The organism is Janthinobacterium sp. GW823-FHT03B06, from assembly GCF_058796955.1.
The window spans coordinates 132,255-148,856 of the sequence record NZ_JBXAJE010000008.1 but is presented as its reverse complement, the minus strand read 5'-3'; the positions used below and the strand labels follow the sequence as shown (position 1 = coordinate 148,856).

Below are 16,602 nucleotides of genomic sequence, written 5' to 3'. Positions count from 1 at the left end.
TCCAGCGCTGCATTGCCACGCCAACAGGCCGCGCTATCGGTGACAGCGCGGGCTGTTTTTTCTGCGCGGTCAATACCTCAACGGTACACGAGACCACCATCGATCAGCGGCGCCTGGCCCGTCATGTAATCGGCGTCAGGCCCTGCCAGGAAGGAAACGAGTCCCGCCACGTCATCGGGCGTCTCGGCGCGTCCCAGCGCGATGCCGTCCACAAATTTTTTATACGTCGCACCCAGCTCGGCGCCTGTCACTTCGGCCATGCGCTTGTCGATCTCGACCCACATGTCCGTGCCGACGACGCCAGGGCAATACGCGTTGACGGTGATGCCGTCGGCCGCCAGTTCCTTGGCCGCCGCCTGCGTCAGCGCGCGCACGGCAAACTTGGTGGCGCAATACACGCCCAGCAGAGCAAAGCCGTCATGCCCGGCGATGGAGCAGGCATTGATGATCTTGCCCTTCTGCTTGCGCTTCTTGAAGGTCTTGGCGGCCGCCTGGATGCCCCAGAGCGTCCCTTGCACATTGATGCGCATGATGCGGTCGACCTCTTCCGGCGTGACGTCGAGCAGCGGCTGCACTTGCGCGATGCCGGCGTTGTTGACGATGATGTCGAAGCCGCCCAGTTCCTGTTCGGCAAACGCCACCGCCGCGCTCACCTGATCGAGCTGCGACACGTCGGCAATGAAGGTGATGGCGCGGCGCCCCAGCGCGCGCACTTCGGCGGCGGCCGCGTCCAGCTTTTCCTGGTGCAGGTCGACCAGCGCGATATCGGCGCCATCCTTGGCCAGGCGCAAGGCGATGGCCTTGCCGATACCTTGCGCGGCACCTGTGACCAGCGCGACTTTTCCGGAAATACCCATTCTGCGTTCCTTTCAATACAGGGAAGAAGAGCTGCAAAACCGGTCCGGCGCAGCGGCGCCCGCAGCCAGTTCCGCATCGAAGAGACGCTTCAGCCTACCCGAAAATCGTATTTCGCCGCATCTTGAAACGTGCGCGGCCAGAAAAACTACATAGGTCAAGAAAGGTGAAAAAACCGTCCTCGAACTGGCCATACGCGCGCTGCCGTACAGGCGCATGGCAACCGCTGGCGTAACATGGACGGCATCGCCACCGTCTGCTTATTCATCCACGTTCAAAGGAAATGCCATATGCTGCGTCGTCACCTGTCCCTTTGCCCCGGCCTGCTGCTGGCGGCCCTCGTGTTTGCCACGCCCGCCTGGAGCGCCGACCCTGTCCACAAGGAAACAGTGGAATTGACGGCAGGCAAAGCCGCGCGCAGCGTGAAAGGCAAGATCAAGGGCTACGCCACGGCCGAATATACGCTGACAGGCAAGGCCGGCCAGACCCTCAGCGTCAAGCTGAAAACCAATCAGGCGTCGAATTACTTCAACATCCGCCAGGCCGGCCAGGAGGAAGCCCTGTTCATCGGCTCGACCAGCGGCAACAGTTACCAGGCGAAACTGCCAGCCGATGGCGAGTACACGGTGCAGGTGTATTTGATGCGCAACGCGGCGCGCAGGAATGCGGTAGCCAGCTACAGTCTGGAGATGGGCTTGCGCGATTAGGCAAGGGAGTCCGCGCGGTCGATGCGGGCCGCATAACAGCCCCGCTTGGCATTGTGGACGTGGATATAACTGACGTCCGCATTGCCGAATAGTCGTGCAATGACGGCCTCGATGGCGGTGCCTTCCACCACATCGGCATCGAGCATCATGCCGTCGGCGCAATAGGCACGCAGCGACAACAAACGCCGCCGCATCGATTCCGGTACTTGATTGATGGCATCGTACACTTGCGTGGCGCCCTCGCGCACAAAAATGGCGTGGCAAGCCCGGTAAGGCGTCATGGCGGGCTGGCACACATGGTTCACCAACAGCACGGTCTCGCCCAGCGGGGCGTCCTCCAGCGTTATACGGTCAGGAAATCCGGGGTATTGGTCGACCAGGTAACGCCGCATGCCGAGCGCCGCCAGCTCGGCATCGGATAGGAAAAAAAAGGGTAGAAAAGGCTCGGGCGACAGCCCCGTAATGCGAAAATCCATGCTGTTCTCCGGCGTCGTCAAAAACACCATCAGACCAGCATCGGGACAGCGCCGCCATCCGCTTCTTGCGATCGAATGTCAGCATGCGCCCCCGCATCGCCGTCTACAGCCCGTGCCCATAAAAAAAGCCTGCTTCACGGATGAAGCAGGCTCTTTATCGACAGTGTCTGACGCCAGGCGTCAGAACGGCGTGCTTAGAACGGAATGTCGTCATCCATATCCGAGAAGTTCGGCGCTGGCTTCGGTGCCGGGCGTGGCGCCGGTGCCGGAGCTGGACGCGGGGCAGGCGCCTGGCGCGGGGCCGGGGCGTCGTAACCGCCGCCACCGCCACCACCGTAGCTGTCATCGCCACCGCCGGCGTCGCCGCCCATGCCGGAACGGCCGCCCAGCATTTGCATCTGTTCCGCGATGATGTCGGTTGCGTACTTCTCGACGCCGTCCTTGTCCGTGTATTTACGGGTTTGCAGACGGCCTTCGACGTAGACGGACGAGCCTTTTTTCAGGTATTGGCCGACGATTTCCGCCAGGCGGCCGAAGAACGAGATACGGTGCCACTCTGTCAATTCTTTTTGTTCGCCCGTGTTGCGGTCCTTCGATTTGTACGAAGTGGCCACGGCGATGTTGGCGATCGCGTCGCCGCTAGGCATGTAGCGGATTTCCGGGTCACGGCCCAGATTGCCGACGATGATGACTTTGTTGACTGATGCCATGAATAACTCCTGATGAACTGCAGCGGGAGCCGGTGTCCCGCGCGTTAGTTTAGTGTACTAAACGAGGATTATAAGCGACCACGCGACGCAAAGCACCCGCTTTCTGGCGGACGCCATCTCCCGTGCGGCAGCACGTTTTTTTCACGGCAGAGGAAAACAAGAAACTTGAATACTGGTATTATATACAGTATTCAAACGTCAGTACGCATCTGCATCAAACTTTGTCAGGGCACGTTCGCCCGGCGGCGCAATCCGCCCATGGACGCCTCAGGCATGCAGAGCAAAACCCGGCTATAGTTACAGGTTGACCCGTTGTGGCTCCTCATCTGCACCCAGGCACAATGCGCCGGCCGCACCACTCACTGAAAGCAAGGCAATCACATGGAACAGATCCGCATTCGCGGCGCTCGCACGCATAACCTCAAGAATATCAATCTCGATTTGCCGCGCAATAAGCTGATCGTGATTACCGGCTTGTCCGGCTCCGGCAAGTCGTCGCTGGCCTTCGACACCCTGTACGCGGAAGGCCAGCGTCGCTATGTCGAGTCGCTGTCGGCGTATGCGCGCCAGTTCCTGCAACTGATGGAAAAGCCCGATGTCGACCTGATCGAGGGGCTATCCCCCGCCATCTCCATCGAACAGAAGGCAACGTCGCACAACCCGCGCTCGACGGTGGGCACCGTGACGGAAATCCACGATTATCTGCGCCTGCTGTATGCGCGCGTGGGCACGCCGTACTGCCCCGACCATCCGGAAAACGCACTGGCCGCCCAGTCCGTATCGCAAATGGTCGATGCCGTGCTGGCCATGCCGGAAGACACCAAGCTGATGATACTGGCGCCCGTCGTCGCCAACCGCAAGGGCGAGCACGTGGATCTGTTCGAGCAGATGCAGGCGCAGGGCTTCGTGCGCTTTCGCGTGCAGAGCGGCACGCATGCGGCCAAGATCTATGAAGTCGATGACCTCCCGAAATTAAAGAAAACGGAAAAACACACGATCGACGTCGTCATCGACCGCGTCAAGGTGAACCAGGAGATCAAGCAGCGCCTGGCGGAAAGTTTCGAAACAGCCCTGCGCCTGGCCGATGGCCGCGCCATTGCCTACGAAATGGATACCGCCCAGGAACATGTTTACTCGAACAAGTTCGCCTGCAATGTGTGTGGCTATTCCCTGCAGGAACTGGAACCGCGCTTGTTCTCGTTCAACAACCCCATGGGTGCCTGCCCCGAATGCGACGGCCTGGGACACATTGAATTCTTTGACCCGAAACGCATCGTCGCGTTCCCGAACCTGTCGCTCGCCTCGGGCGCCGTCAAGGGCTGGGACCGCCGCAACCAGTTTTACTTCCAGATGCTGTCGAACCTGGCCGCGTATTACGAGTTCGACTTGGACATGCCGTTCGAGCAGCTGGACTTGAATTCCCAGCAAGCCGTGCTGTACGGTTCCGGCAAGCAAGTGATTCCGTTTACCTATGTCAACGAACGGGGCCGCACCGTCATCAAGGAACACACGTTCGAAGGCGTGGTCAATAATTTGCAGCGCCGCTACCGCGAGACGGATTCGATGGCCGTCAAGGAAGAATTGGCCAAGTTTATCAATGAAAAATGCTGCCCGTCCTGCGATGGGGCGCGCCTGCGCGTGGAAGCGCGCTTCGTCAAGGTCGGCACCGGCAAGCAGCAGCGCGCCATCTATGAAGTGGCGGGAAAACCGCTGCGCGAGACCCTGGAATTCTTTGAAAAGCTGAAACTGACGGGCGCCAAGAAAGAGATCGCCGACCGCGTGGTCAAGGAAATTATTTCGCGCCTGAAATTCCTCAACAACGTGGGCCTCGATTACCTGTCCCTGGACCGCAGCGCCGATACGCTGTCCGGCGGCGAAGCACAACGCATCCGCCTCGCGTCGCAAATCGGCTCCGGTTTGACGGGTGTCATGTATGTGCTCGATGAGCCGTCGATCGGCTTGCACCAGCGCGATAATGACCGCCTGATCGAAACCTTGAAACACTTGCGCGACATCGGCAACAGCGTGCTGGTGGTCGAGCATGACGAAGACGCTATCCGCACGGCCGACTACATCGTCGACATGGGCATCGGCGCGGGCGTGCACGGCGGCGAGATCATCGCCGAAGGCACCTTGTCCGACATTCTCAAGAACAAGAAGTCGCTGACGGCGCAGTACCTGAACGGCAAGCTGAAGATCGCCGTGCCAGCCAAGCGCCATGCGAGCAACCCGGAAAAGCAGCTGGTGATTACTGGCGCGACGGGCAACAACCTGAAAAAGGTCTCGCTGAGCTTGCCGGTGGGCCTGATGACGTGCGTCACGGGTGTGTCCGGCTCGGGCAAGTCCTCGCTGGTCAACGATACCCTGTATCCGGCCCTGTCGCGCCATCTGTATGGTTCGCAGACGGAACCGGCGCCGCACGAATCGATCAGCGGCCTGGAACACTTCGACAAGGTCATTTCCGTCGACCAGGCACCGATCGGCCGCACGCCGCGCTCGAATCCCGCCACGTATACCGGCTTGTTTACGCCGATCCGCGACTTGTTCTCCACCGTGCCGACGGCCAAGGAACGCGGCTACAGCGCGGGCCGCTTCTCGTTCAACGTGAAGGGCGGACGCTGCGAAGCGTGCCAGGGCGATGGCGTGATCAAGGTCGAGATGCACTTCCTGCCCGACGTCTACGTGCCGTGCGACGTCTGCCACGGCAAGCGCTACAACCGCGAAACGCTGGAAGTGCAATACAAGGGCAAGAACATCACGGAAGTGCTGGGCATGACGGTGGAAGAGGCGCATGCATTCTTCAAACCGGTCCCCTTGATCGCGCGCAAGCTGCAAACCCTGCTCGACGTGGGCCTCGGCTACATCAAGCTGGGCCAGAGCGCTACCACCCTGTCCGGCGGCGAAGCGCAGCGTGTGAAATTGTCGCTGGAACTGTCCAAGCGCGACACGGGCCGCACCCTGTACATCCTCGATGAACCGACGACGGGCTTGCACTTCCACGACATCGACTTGCTGCTGAAAGTCATCCACCGCCTGCGCGACCAGGGCAACACGCTCGTCATCATCGAGCACAACCTGGACGTCATCAAGACGGCCGACTGGATCGTCGACCTGGGTCCCGAAGGCGGCGCCGGCGGCGGGCAGATCATCGCCACGGGCACACCGGAAGACGTGGCCGTCAACCCGGCCAGCGTGACAGGCAAGTACCTGGGACCGCTGCTCAAGCAGTAACAACAGCAGCGCAATAAAAAACGGCGCGGATTGCTCATGCAATCCGCGCCGTTTTTTATTCCCGAGTCTACGGCAATGCCGGCAGGGTCACGTTTTTGTCCTTGGCTACTTCCGCAACTTTCATTTCCATATAGCTCCAGACCTTTTCCAGCGCATCATAAAAGACAATGGCCTCATCAAGTACACGGGGAGCAAGCAAACACATGCCGCGCGTCTTCTGCGCTGGGTGGTCGCTCATGGTGGCATCCCAGGACTGCACCGTCAGCACTTGAATCTTCCATCGCTCGGTCGCCTTCTTCCGGCCAGCCTCCACAGCCTTCCCGCTCTCATCCGCCCATATATTCGTAAAGAACGTCACGGAGTCGTCGTCCGACCACACGCCGCGTTGTTTCAAGGCAGCCACCATGCCGTCCAGCTTTTTTTGATGTCCGGCCTGCTGCTGCCTGAGGCGCTCGACATTGTTCTTCATGCCTGCAGCAAATGTGTCGTCATATCGCTTGGCATAGTCCGCACTTTCACAATCCTGGCGGTGGTCGGCATGAGCGCCGCTGCCGAGCAGGCAGGCAGCCAAGGTACTAATAATGATGAGCGTGTTTTTCATTTTTTGGGCAGGCATGACAGCAATAATTTCCATATCGAAATTATTATACCGGCAATAAAAAACGGCGCGGATTGCTCATGCAATCCGCGCCGTTTCTCTTTTGATAGCACCCCAGTCATTGCCGGCGTGTCGTTTATCGCACGCCAGTCTTTGCCGGCGTGTTTCTCCCCCACTACTAAACGCTTACTCAGCCAGACGCTTTTCCAGCGCAGCCTTGTGATCTGCCAATTCTTGCGGCAGATGATACGCGAGTTTTTCAAACAATTCCGTATGCAATTTCAATTCTTCCACCCACGCGGCCTTGTCGATCGAGGTGATGGTGTCGAATTGTTGTTGCGTGAATGGCAAGCCATCCCAGTTCAGATCGCCATACTGCGGTGTCGTGCCGAACAGGTTTTCCACGCCGCCCGCCTTGCCTTCGATGCGCTCAAGCATCCATTTCAGCACGCGCATGTTGTCGCCAAAGCCAGGCCAGACGAACTTGCCTGCCTCGTCCGTGCGGAACCAGTTGACGCAGTAGATCTTCGGCAGGGCCGCCGCGTTGACTTTGCCCACCTTGACACCCATGTCCAGCCAGTGCTGGAAGTAATCGCTCATGTTATAGCCGATAAACGGCAACATGGCAAACGGATCGCGGCGCACGACGCCCATCTGGCCCACGGCTGCAGCCGTCGTTTCCGAACCCATGGTGGCAGCCATGTACACGCCTTCGACCCAGTTGCGCGCTTCGGTGACGAGCGGCACGGTGGTCGAGCGGCGGCCGCCGAAGATGAAGGCGGAGATCGGCACGCCGGCCGGATCGTCCCAGGCCGCGTCGATCACGGGATTTTGCGTTGCCGCAACCGTGAAGCGTGCGTTCGGGTGCGCGGCCTTGGTGCCGGACGCCGGCGTCCAGTCCTTGCCCTGCCAGTCGATCAGGTGGCTAGGCGCTTCCTTGCTCAAGCCTTCCCACCACACATCGCCATCGTCCGTCAGCGCCACGTTGGTGAAAATCGTGTTGTCGCGCATGGAGGCCATGCAGTTGTAGTTGGTTTTTTCGTTGGTGCCCGGTGCCACGCCGAAGTAGCCGGCTTCCGGGTTGATCGCGTACAAACGGCCATCGGCGCCCGGCTTGATCCAGGCGATATCGTCGCCGATGGTGGTTACTTTCCAACCGTTAAAACTTGCCGGCGGGATCAGCATGGCGAAGTTGGTCTTGCCGCAAGCCGACGGGAATGCTGCCGCGACGTAATGCTTCTTGCCTTCCGGCGATTCCACGCCGAGGATCAGCATGTGTTCGGCCAGCCAGCCCGGGTTGTTGTCCGATGCTTGCGCTTCCTGGTAGCCCATGTTCGAGGCGATGCGCAGGGCGAAACATTTCTTGCCCAGCAAGGCGTTGCCGCCGTAGCCGGAACCGAAGGACCAGATTTCGCGCGTTTCCGGGAAATGCACGATGTATTTGGTGCTGTTGCACGGCCATTTCACGTCGGCCTGGCCGGCCGCCAGCGGCGCGCCCACGCTGTGCACGCACGGCACGAATTCGCCATCGGTGCCCAGCACATCGTACACGGCACGGCCCATGCGGGTCATGATCTTCATGTTGACGGCGACATACGGCGAATCGGACAGTTCCACGCCGATGTGGGCGATCGGCGAACCCAGCGGGCCCATCGAGAATGGCACGACGTACATGGTGCGGCCGCGCATGCAGCCGTCGAACAGGCCATTCAGGGTGTGGCGCATTTCGCCAGGCTCGGTCCAGTTATTCGTCGGGCCGGCCGCTTCTTTCGTTGCCGAGCAAATATACGTGCGGTCTTCGACGCGGGCCACGTCGCTCGGATCGGAGCAGGCCAGGTAGGAATTCGGGCGCTTGTCGGCATTGAGTTTTTTCATGGTGCCGCTGGCAACCATCTCGGCGCACAGGCGCTCGTACTCTTCCTGCGAACCATCGCACCAGTAGATGCGGTCTGGCTTGGTCAGCGCGGCAATGTCGGCCACCCAGTTGATCAGTTTCTGTTGTTTAATATAAGCTGGGACGTTGAGTGCGGCGACGCCACCCATGACGGGCTGATTCATATTACCTCCAATACCAATAAAAGAAATTCTGGTCGTTCCGGCAAGACAGGCAGCATCGTTGAGAGGTGGCTGCGGCTCACTGCGGGCGGTGTGTTCACGCGGGCAGGGCTCTGGTGTCGTGTCCGCCGCGGCGTTCGCGCCAGCGGCATTTACCTGGATCATGCTCCCGGGCTGCAGGAACAGTTTGCGCTATCACTATAATCACGAAGCTTCAAAAGTGCCGGCGATTGTACACCCGCGTAACGGCTATTCTCGCAAAAATGTAGGAGAATAGCTTGACTAATGTAGTAGGCTATTCAGCATTTCCCGTATCCTGTTATTTCCCTACCAAATCCTTACTAAAATCGGCCATCCACCATGAAAATTGCCATACTCGATGATTACCAGGATGCCGTGCGCGGCCTCGATTGTTTCCAATTGCTCGACGGCCACGAGGTCAAAGTGTTCAGCAATACGGCGCGGGGCCTGGGCCAGCTGGCGATCCGCCTGGCGCCGTTCGACGCGCTGGTGCTGATCCGCGAACGCAGCAGTTTCAACCGTGCCTTGCTGTCGAAACTGCCGAACCTGAAACTGATTTCGCAAACGGGCAAGGTCAGCGGACACATCGATGTGGCGGCCGCCACCGAGCTGGGCATCGCCATCGCGGAAGGCATCGGCTCGCCCACGGCGCCGGCCGAACTGACATGGGCGCTGATCATGGCGGCGCAGCGCAAGATCGTGCCGTACGCGCAACATTTGCAGGAGGGGCTGTGGCAGACGTCGTCGCTGGAGCCAAAGCACAACACGCTCGGGACGGTATTGAAAGGGCGCACCCTGGCGATCTGGGGTTACGGCAAGATCGGCCAATTGATCGCCGGCTATGGCCGCGCCTTCGGCATGACCATCCTCGTGTGGGGCAGCGAAGCGAGCCGCGCAGCGGCCGTGGCGGCCGGCGACACGGCGGCGGTCTCGCGCGCGGCGTTCTTTGAACAGGCCGACGTGCTGAGCTTGCATCTGCGCCTGTCCGACAAGACACGCGGCCTGGTCACAAGCGAGGATCTGGCGCGCATGAAGCCGACGTCCCTGTTCGTCAACACGAGCCGCGCCGAGCTGGTGGCCGAGGGCGCGCTGGAAGCGGCGTTGCCACAAGGGCATCCGGGCGCCGCCGCGCTCGACGTGTTTACGGACGAGCCGCTGCCGCCAGGCTCGCCGCTACTGCTGCTGCCGAACGTACTGGCCACGCCACACCTGGGCTACGTCGAGCGTGACAGCTATGAGCTGTATTTCCGCTACGCCTTGCAAAACATCGTCGATTTTACGCAGAATCAATGCACGCGCCTGCTCAATCCCGAAGCATTGCAGCATGCGCGCCAAGCCCCTCAGGAGCGCTGAAAGCCCTTGATCAGGTCGGGCTCGCCCGTGATGCGGATGGCGGGCGCCGACAGCACGTGCCGGCCGCGCCACAGGCCGGTCCAGCCGGGCGGCCAGGCGATGTCAGGTCCACTGTACGGCGCCACGCCGGCGCGCACGGCGACCACCGGCACGGGCGGCATGTCTTGCAAGGGCTCGCCTGGCGCGCGCTGCATGTCCAGGCTGTACATGTAATCGGGTAATAAAGCGTCGCAGACGCGGCCAAACCACTCGCTATGGTCGTCGTCGCGCCCCAGCGCCTGCGCCAGGCCTTGCGGATCGAAACGGGCCAGGGCATCGATCAGCTCGCCAGTGGAAGCGCCGGGAGAGTCTCCCCAGCCCATCACGGGATTGACGTTGTAATCGGCGCCCGAGCCATACCAGCCTTCGCGCCAGGGACGCTGCATCCAGTCGCGCGGCCCCGTAAACAAATGCCAGCGCCAGTGCAGCCCGGATGGCTTGGGCCAGGAATACAGATACAGTTTTTGATAGCCGGCCTGGTGCAGTGCGCGCACCATGGCCATCAGGCGCGCATGCGGCATGCGGTCGGGCGGCGCGCGGCGAAACAGGATCGCTTCGCCATCGGCAAACTGCACGTCGTCGGTCGACAGGTTCAGGTCCAGGGTCCGCGCTTCGCTGCCGAAACGGGCGGCGATCCAGCCCGTCAGCAAATTGACGGACGTGATCACCCCGTAACCGCGGTGGCGGTGAAAAATGACGGTGCCGGGAGCGAGCGCTTTCATACGGAGTCGGGGGTGGCTGGCAAACAAAGAAACCAGTGTACTCACAGATGGCCAAATTTTCCAGATGCGGCGCAAGCGCAGGCGGCAAGCACGCCGTCCCATCCGCAGCGTCATTCACGCAAGGGCGGCAATCCACGATATCATGCGCGTCATTCTCCACTGACATCGTGACCACATCATGACATTGCGCATACTCGCCACCGGCGGCACTTTCGACAAGCACTACAACGAATTGAACGGTACCCTGGGCTTTTCCGACAGTCATTTGCCGGCAGCGATTGCCCGCGCGCGCATGACGGCGCCCGTGGCGCTGGAGCAATTGCCACTGCTGGACTCGCTCGACATGCAGGATGCGGACCGCCAGCGCGTGCTCGCCTCGTGCCGCGCGGCACAAGAAAAAGCCATCGTCATCATCCACGGCACCGACACCATGCGCGAAACGGCGCAAGTGCTGGGCGCGGCGAATCTGCAGCAAACGGTCATTTTGACGGGCGCCATGATTCCCTACGAAATCGACAACTCCGATGCCCTGTTCAACCTGGGCTTTGCCTGCGGCGTGGCGCAAACCTTGCCAGCCGGCGTCTACGTGGCCATGAATGGCCAGATATTTGCATGGGACAATGTGCAAAAGAACCGCGCCGCCGGGGTGTTCCAGCCGCTGTGATGCAATTGCACTGCGGCAACGTCGCAGCGCAACAACAAAATGGCATGGCAATATTTCTACGAGGATAAGGAATACCCACATTAATTCCCGCGTGGAAATATTGCAAGCAAAAAAAGCAATATATTTGTTCATAATTACAATTATTTCTCATGCTTCAATGCTATATTTGGCTCATCGACTAACCCTTTTTCGGGAATTCCTCATGACCAAGCGCAAATCGGCTGTACAACTGTTCCAACTGGGCGCCATTGCCGCCGCGTTTGCGCTGAGCGGCACCGCCCACGCGACGACCAGCCTCACCAATGAATATACGGTAACGGCATCGGCCACGGCCGCAGGCGCGAACACGTGGACCTTCGATTACAGCGTCTTGAACAATAACCAGGGCATCGGCGGCCAGACGGGCCTGGACGGTTTCACGATTTTCGTTCCTGTCTCCGCCACGCTGGTCGGTTCCACCGCCCCTGCACCACTGAACGGCGCCCCCGGCTTCTGGTCGCAAGGTGCCAGCGCCCAGCTCGATCTGGGCGGCGACGGCTCGCAAAACCTGGTGGCGCCATCGGGCTACGCGGCCTACACCTGGTGGGGCCAATATACGCAGTCCGTGTACACGCCAGGCTCGACCGCCAACTTCAGCATTACCCTGAGCAATGTTGCCGTCGGCGCCAACACGGTCGGCATCAGCACCTATTTCGGCTATGGCGCCGCTACTGCACAATCTGCCAGCAACCAGTATGGCAATTACTCTACCTTTACCGGTACTTTCGCTTCACCGGTGGCCGCAGTGCCTGAACCGGAAACATACGCCATGCTGCTGGCCGGTCTCGGCCTGGTCGGCTTCATGGCACGCCGCAGAAAAACAGGCAAGCACAGCGCCTGATTTCCACTCTGCAGCACCTCGACAAGCCCGCTTTCAGCGGGCTTTTTTTACATTTTTTTACTTTGCATAAATTCTGCAATACAACATTTTTCATCTAATTATTGCTGGCAAAACATCGAATTGCCAATACAATAATTTTATGTTGCAAAAAAACGCCATTGATCATTTTTAAAAACGCAGATATTTATAAATATAAAATCTATATTTAACATTTAAATCAAATATTCTTCAGTATCTCGAATTTATTGCCAAATCCGACACGGTTGAGGTGCATTTTTTCTTGCTGAGACGACATAATGTTTGCCTCGACAAGTCAAAAGTGCATTTATAACAATATTGCGCTAAGTAGTCTTCCACCTCCCACCGACGTGGTTCCGCCTACCGTACACGAGCACCGCTGGGCATCTACCCGATGACCAGAACGGTGCTCGTGTACTGCTTGTCGTTATTAAAACTACTACGGAGTAATTGTTACAATGGCATTTAAAGAAAAGATTGGCGTACGCAGCGTACGCCTGGCCCTGACCGTCCTGGCAGGCAGCGTTTTGTTCTCCGGCCAATCCATGGCGGACGAAGCAATTCAAAAAGTTGAAATTACCGGTTCGAGCATCAAGCGTATCGCTGTCGAAGGCGCCTTGCCTGTACAGCGCCTGTCGCAAGAAGCGATCGCCAAATCGGGTGCCACTTCGGTTGCCGACCTGATCCAGGCCCTGCCGGCGATGCAAGGCTTCACCATCGGCGCCGTCGCCGCCGGTTCCGACTCGGGCGGCAATACCAGTGCTTCGCTGCACGGTATCGGCGAAACCTACACCCTGGTGCTGTTGAACGGCCGCCGCATCGCGCCACAAGGTTCCGGCACCACGGTCAACCTGAACGCCATTCCGATGAGCGCCGTTGAACGCGTCGAAATCCTGACCGACGGCGCTTCGGCACTGTACGGCTCGGACGCCATCGCCGGCGTACTGAACTTCATCCTGAAGAAAAACCAGCAAGGCGCCACCCTGGAAGCCACCTACGGCGGTCCGGAAGACAAGGGCGGCAACGCCTGGAACACCAGCGTCACCTACGGTTTCGGCGACCTGGACGAAGACCGTTTCAACGTGCTGTTGTCGTACCGCCATGACGAGCAATCGAAACTGCGCGCCACCGACCGCACGTTCGCCGCTACCTCGTACGTGCCGTTCAGCCGCAACGGCAATAACTACATCTGGGACCGCACCAGCACATCGGCTTCGCCAGCAGGCGCCACGGTTGCCTACAAGAGCGGTGCGCCATCGACCGCGTTTTCGCCTTACCTGGCTAAAAATGGCAATTGCCCTGAAGGTTTCGACGTCACCACCGCCAATGCACGCGCTTGCGGCTTCGACACGGGTTCCACCGTGGAAATCGTGCCGCAATCGAAACGCGACAGCCTGTTTTCCAAAGCGACGTACAAGCTGAACGACAACCTGAATGCATTCGCCGAACTGGCCTACTCGCGCTACGACCTGACGGCGCGTATCGCCGCCAATCCGATCCCGATCGCAATCGCCAAGGACAGCGCGCTGTACAACACCTATGTGTCGCCCTACCTGACGCCAGCGCAACGTGCCGACGTCAAATCCGTGACGGCCAACTACCGCAGCACCGACTTCGGCCTGCGTGCCAGCAACACCATCACCGAAACCAAACACATGGTCGTCGGTGTGGAAGGCGAACTGGGCGCGTGGAACTTCGAAAGCGGCCTGACCTGGTCGCAAAACTCGATCGACGAGCGCTACACGGGCGGTTACCAGAAGAGCCAGGAATTCAAGAATATCCTGGCCAATCCGGACTTCAATCCTTTTGCTGCGACACAAAAGCCATCCGTGCAAGCACAGGTCGCTGGCGCGCAATTCGTCGGCTCCGTGCGCACCGCATCGACCACGATGCGCGGCATCGACACGCACGGCTCGCGTGAATTGTTCAGCCTGCCAGGCGGCAAGGCCAGCCTCGGTATCGGTGGCGACTACCGCACCTATACGTATGAGCAATCGCCAGGCGCCACCGGCGACGACATCTACAGCTTCAACACCAAGCCAGCCTACGACATGAGCCGCGACACCTACGGCGCCTTCGTCGAGTTGCTGGCACCGCTGACCAAGTCGTTCGAAATGACCGTCGGCGGCCGTTACGATGCTGTCAAGGCGATCGATGACAAGCTGAACAACAAAACTGTCGGCAAAAAAGACAGCGCCAATACCTACAAGGTATCGGCACGCTGGCAGCCGGTACAGACCGTGCTGATCCGCGGTTCCTACGGCACGGGCTTCAAGGCGCCAAGCATGCTGGACATCGCTCAGCCACTGGTCAACGCCGGCTTTACCGCCAAGAAATTTGACTGCCCATACCCAGGTAACGCACTGTGCCGCGCGGAAGCAACGCAATACAACGCGGTATCGCAAGGCAACCCGGATCTGCAATCGGAAAAATCGAAGCAGTTCACCCTGGGCTTCCGTGTCGAGCCTAGCTCGGCATTCTCGTTCGGCGCCGACCTGTGGGATGTGAAATTGCGCAATGCCGTGTCGGAAGTATCCGAAGAGCAAGCATTTGCCGATCCGGTCAAGTATGCATCGAGCTTCGGTGAATACATCGAACCATCGACCGGCATCGCTTACTACGCGTTCAAGAAACTGTCGGTCAACATCGGCAAGAAGGAATACCGTGGTATCGACTGGGATCTGTCCGCCAACCACAAGTTTTCTTTCGGCAAGCTGACCGCCCAATTGAGCGGTACGCACATGTTGCACGCCAACTACACCAAAGCCGGTAGCGACAATGTGTTCACCAGCAACATGAACTTCTTCGGCGACACCAACGAAGTCACGTTCCGCAACCTGATGAAGCTGACGACGACTCTGGACACGGGCCGCCTGAGCAACACGGTCACGGTCAACTACCGTAACGGCTACACCGATGCTCCCGCTACCGTGTACAACCTGGCGACCCAAAAAGAAGAGAAAAACTTCCGCCTGCAAGTACCGTCGTACACGACGTTCGACTGGCAAGCACGTTTCGCCTTTGACAAGCAAACCACGATCCGCGCAGGCATCAAAAACCTGTTCGACCGTGCACCGCCGCTGTCGCTGCGCGCTTCGTCGGGCCACCAGATCGGTTTCGACCCACGCTACGCCGATCCGATGATGCGTTCGTTCTACGTCACCGGCAACTACAAGTTCTAATTTGACGTGTTGAATTAGCTTGTCCGAAAGCGCCTTGCACTTCACCGTGCAAGGCGCTTTTTTTATGCGCCGGCAAATTGCACAGGCGAAAAAAAAGGAGCCGCAGCTCCTTTTCGTACCAGCATGACGGCTGTTACGCCGTCGCTTCGCCGCCCAATGCTTCGACCACGTCGGCCATCAGCTTGGAGAGCTCGCCCGTCATCAGCATCACGTCGCCGTCGAAACGCTCTTCGTCGTTCTTCGTGCTCGATTCCGTTTCCTTGATCACGTCGAGCGGCTTGACGCTCTTGATGGCCAAGGACTCCGTCAGCACGAACGAGATCTTGTCGTTCCACGTCATGGCCAGACGCGTGCACTGCTTGCCGGCCGCGATGTGGCGGCGCACGTCGTCCGCTTCCAGGGTGTGGCGCACGTAGCGCACGGTGGCCTTGCTCTCGCCCGTGGCGCGCAATTCCGTATCCATGTCGACCGTGAAGCCGGACGGCGCGTCGTCCGCCTGCAGCCACTCCGTCATCACCGCCACGGGCGAGCGCTGCACGCGCAGGCTTTCCAGCGGCAGTTTATCGACGGCTTTCAGCAGCAGCTTGATGACTTCATCGGCTTTCGCCGGGCTGGCGGCATCGACCACCAGCCAGCCATTGACGGGGTCGATCCACGTCCAGACATTGCTGCGGATGCTGAAGGCGCGCGGCAGCAGCTCGTCGGCCACGCGTTCCTTCAATTCCTTCATGGCCTTTTTACCAGGCGCAAAGCCTTGCGCTTCTTCCATCTCGGCGGCACGGGCCTTGGCCACCTGGTTGATGACGGTGGCCGGCAGCAGTTTCTTTTCCGTGCCCAGCAAGATCAGCATCTGCTTGTTGACCACGTGGACCAGGCCGCCGTTCGGGCGTGGCGTATCCCAGCCCTGGCGCATCAGATCCATGCTGGTCGCCGGCGTAAATTTGTTCGAGGACAAGGCCTCTTCCAGTTGTTCTGGCGTGTAAGCCCACGGTGCGGGCAGGCGGTAAATCTGAAGATTCTTGAACCACATAGTTTTTGTCTTCCGTTTGTTTCAGTAGTGCCAGGGGAACGCCATTCTACACTTTCGACAC

General features: G+C 59.5%; 13 protein-coding genes. 6 read left to right on the top strand and 7 right to left on the bottom strand.

The window, feature by feature from the left end; genetic code table 11:
• Nucleotides 1-77: 77 nt before the first annotated feature.
• Complete coding sequence (locus tag AC1RBA_RS23495; RefSeq protein ID WP_070291911.1) at nt 78-857, bottom strand: acetoin reductase; 780 nt, start codon at nt 855-857, stop codon at nt 78-80.
• A 288-nt stretch (nt 858-1,145) separates the two neighbouring features.
• On the opposite strand from AC1RBA_RS23495, the gene AC1RBA_RS23490 reads away from it, so the two are divergent.
• The gene (locus AC1RBA_RS23490; protein ID WP_070291905.1) at nt 1,146-1,562 is read left to right on the top strand and encodes a hypothetical protein; all 417 of its coding nucleotides are present in this window, start codon (nt 1,146-1,148) and stop codon (nt 1,560-1,562) included.
• Here AC1RBA_RS23490 and AC1RBA_RS23485 read toward each other — a convergent pair.
• Together AC1RBA_RS23485 and ssb are read right to left on the bottom strand one after the other, a co-directional pair.
• Entirely contained in the window at nt 1,559-2,038 is a 480-nt protein-coding gene (locus AC1RBA_RS23485) for a DUF1203 domain-containing protein (protein WP_492419946.1), read from the bottom strand. The genes AC1RBA_RS23490 and AC1RBA_RS23485 overlap by 4 nt on opposite strands.
• 194 nt (nt 2,039-2,232) lie before the next feature.
• Nucleotides 2,233-2,748 (bottom strand): single-stranded DNA-binding protein, encoded by a 516-nt coding sequence (gene ssb, locus AC1RBA_RS23480; RefSeq protein WP_034754418.1) that lies wholly within the window; start codon nt 2,746-2,748, stop codon nt 2,233-2,235.
• 381 nt (nt 2,749-3,129) lie between these two features.
• Between ssb and uvrA the strand changes: the two genes are divergently transcribed.
• Nucleotides 3,130-5,979: an excinuclease ABC subunit UvrA gene (gene uvrA, locus AC1RBA_RS23475; protein ID WP_121670684.1), complete on the top strand. Its 2,850-nt coding sequence runs from the start codon at nt 3,130-3,132 to the stop codon at nt 5,977-5,979.
• Between the two features lie 67 nt (nt 5,980-6,046).
• On the opposite strand, the gene AC1RBA_RS23470 is transcribed toward uvrA, so the two are convergent.
• The gene (locus AC1RBA_RS23470; RefSeq protein ID WP_139143177.1) at nt 6,047-6,613 is read right to left on the bottom strand and encodes a hypothetical protein; all 567 of its coding nucleotides are present in this window, start codon (nt 6,611-6,613) and stop codon (nt 6,047-6,049) included.
• A 150-nt stretch (nt 6,614-6,763) separates the two neighbouring features.
• Nucleotides 6,764-8,635 (bottom strand): phosphoenolpyruvate carboxykinase (GTP), encoded by a 1,872-nt coding sequence (locus tag AC1RBA_RS23465; protein WP_492419945.1) that lies wholly within the window; start codon nt 8,633-8,635, stop codon nt 6,764-6,766.
• Between the two features lie 357 nt (nt 8,636-8,992).
• Here AC1RBA_RS23465 and AC1RBA_RS23460 point away from each other — a divergent pair, with 357 nt between their 5' ends.
• Nucleotides 8,993-10,006 carry a D-2-hydroxyacid dehydrogenase family protein gene (locus AC1RBA_RS23460; protein ID WP_492419944.1) on the top strand — a complete coding sequence of 338 codons (1,014 nt, stop codon included), beginning with the start codon at nt 8,993-8,995 and terminating at the stop codon, nt 10,004-10,006.
• On the opposite strand, the gene AC1RBA_RS23455 is transcribed toward AC1RBA_RS23460, so the two are convergent.
• The gene (locus AC1RBA_RS23455) at nt 9,994-10,767 is read right to left on the bottom strand and encodes a DUF3022 domain-containing protein (protein WP_230506458.1); all 774 of its coding nucleotides are present in this window, start codon (nt 10,765-10,767) and stop codon (nt 9,994-9,996) included. The genes AC1RBA_RS23460 and AC1RBA_RS23455 overlap by 13 nt on opposite strands.
• Nucleotides 10,768-10,945: 178 nt before the next feature.
• Between AC1RBA_RS23455 and AC1RBA_RS23450 the strand changes: the two genes are divergently transcribed.
• The 3 genes from AC1RBA_RS23450 (at nt 10,946) to AC1RBA_RS23440 (ending at nt 15,511) form a co-directional block, all read left to right on the top strand.
• Nucleotides 10,946-11,431, top strand: a complete 486-nt coding sequence (locus AC1RBA_RS23450; RefSeq protein ID WP_034781194.1) for an asparaginase domain-containing protein — start codon at nt 10,946-10,948, stop codon at nt 11,429-11,431.
• Nucleotides 11,432-11,633: 202 nt separating this feature from the next.
• On the top strand, nt 11,634-12,311 hold the full coding sequence (locus AC1RBA_RS23445; RefSeq protein WP_070291889.1) for a PEPxxWA-CTERM sorting domain-containing protein: 678 nt from the start codon (nt 11,634-11,636) through the stop codon (nt 12,309-12,311).
• A 476-nt stretch (nt 12,312-12,787) separates the two neighbouring features.
• Nucleotides 12,788-15,511, top strand: a complete 2,724-nt coding sequence (locus AC1RBA_RS23440; RefSeq protein WP_070224810.1) for a TonB-dependent receptor — start codon at nt 12,788-12,790, stop codon at nt 15,509-15,511.
• 133 nt (nt 15,512-15,644) lie between these two features.
• Here AC1RBA_RS23440 and AC1RBA_RS23435 read toward each other — a convergent pair whose 3' ends face one another.
• On the bottom strand, nt 15,645-16,541 hold the full coding sequence (locus AC1RBA_RS23435) for a recombination-associated protein RdgC (RefSeq protein ID WP_070291887.1): 897 nt from the start codon (nt 16,539-16,541) through the stop codon (nt 15,645-15,647).
• Nucleotides 16,542-16,602: the final 61 nt, after the last annotated feature.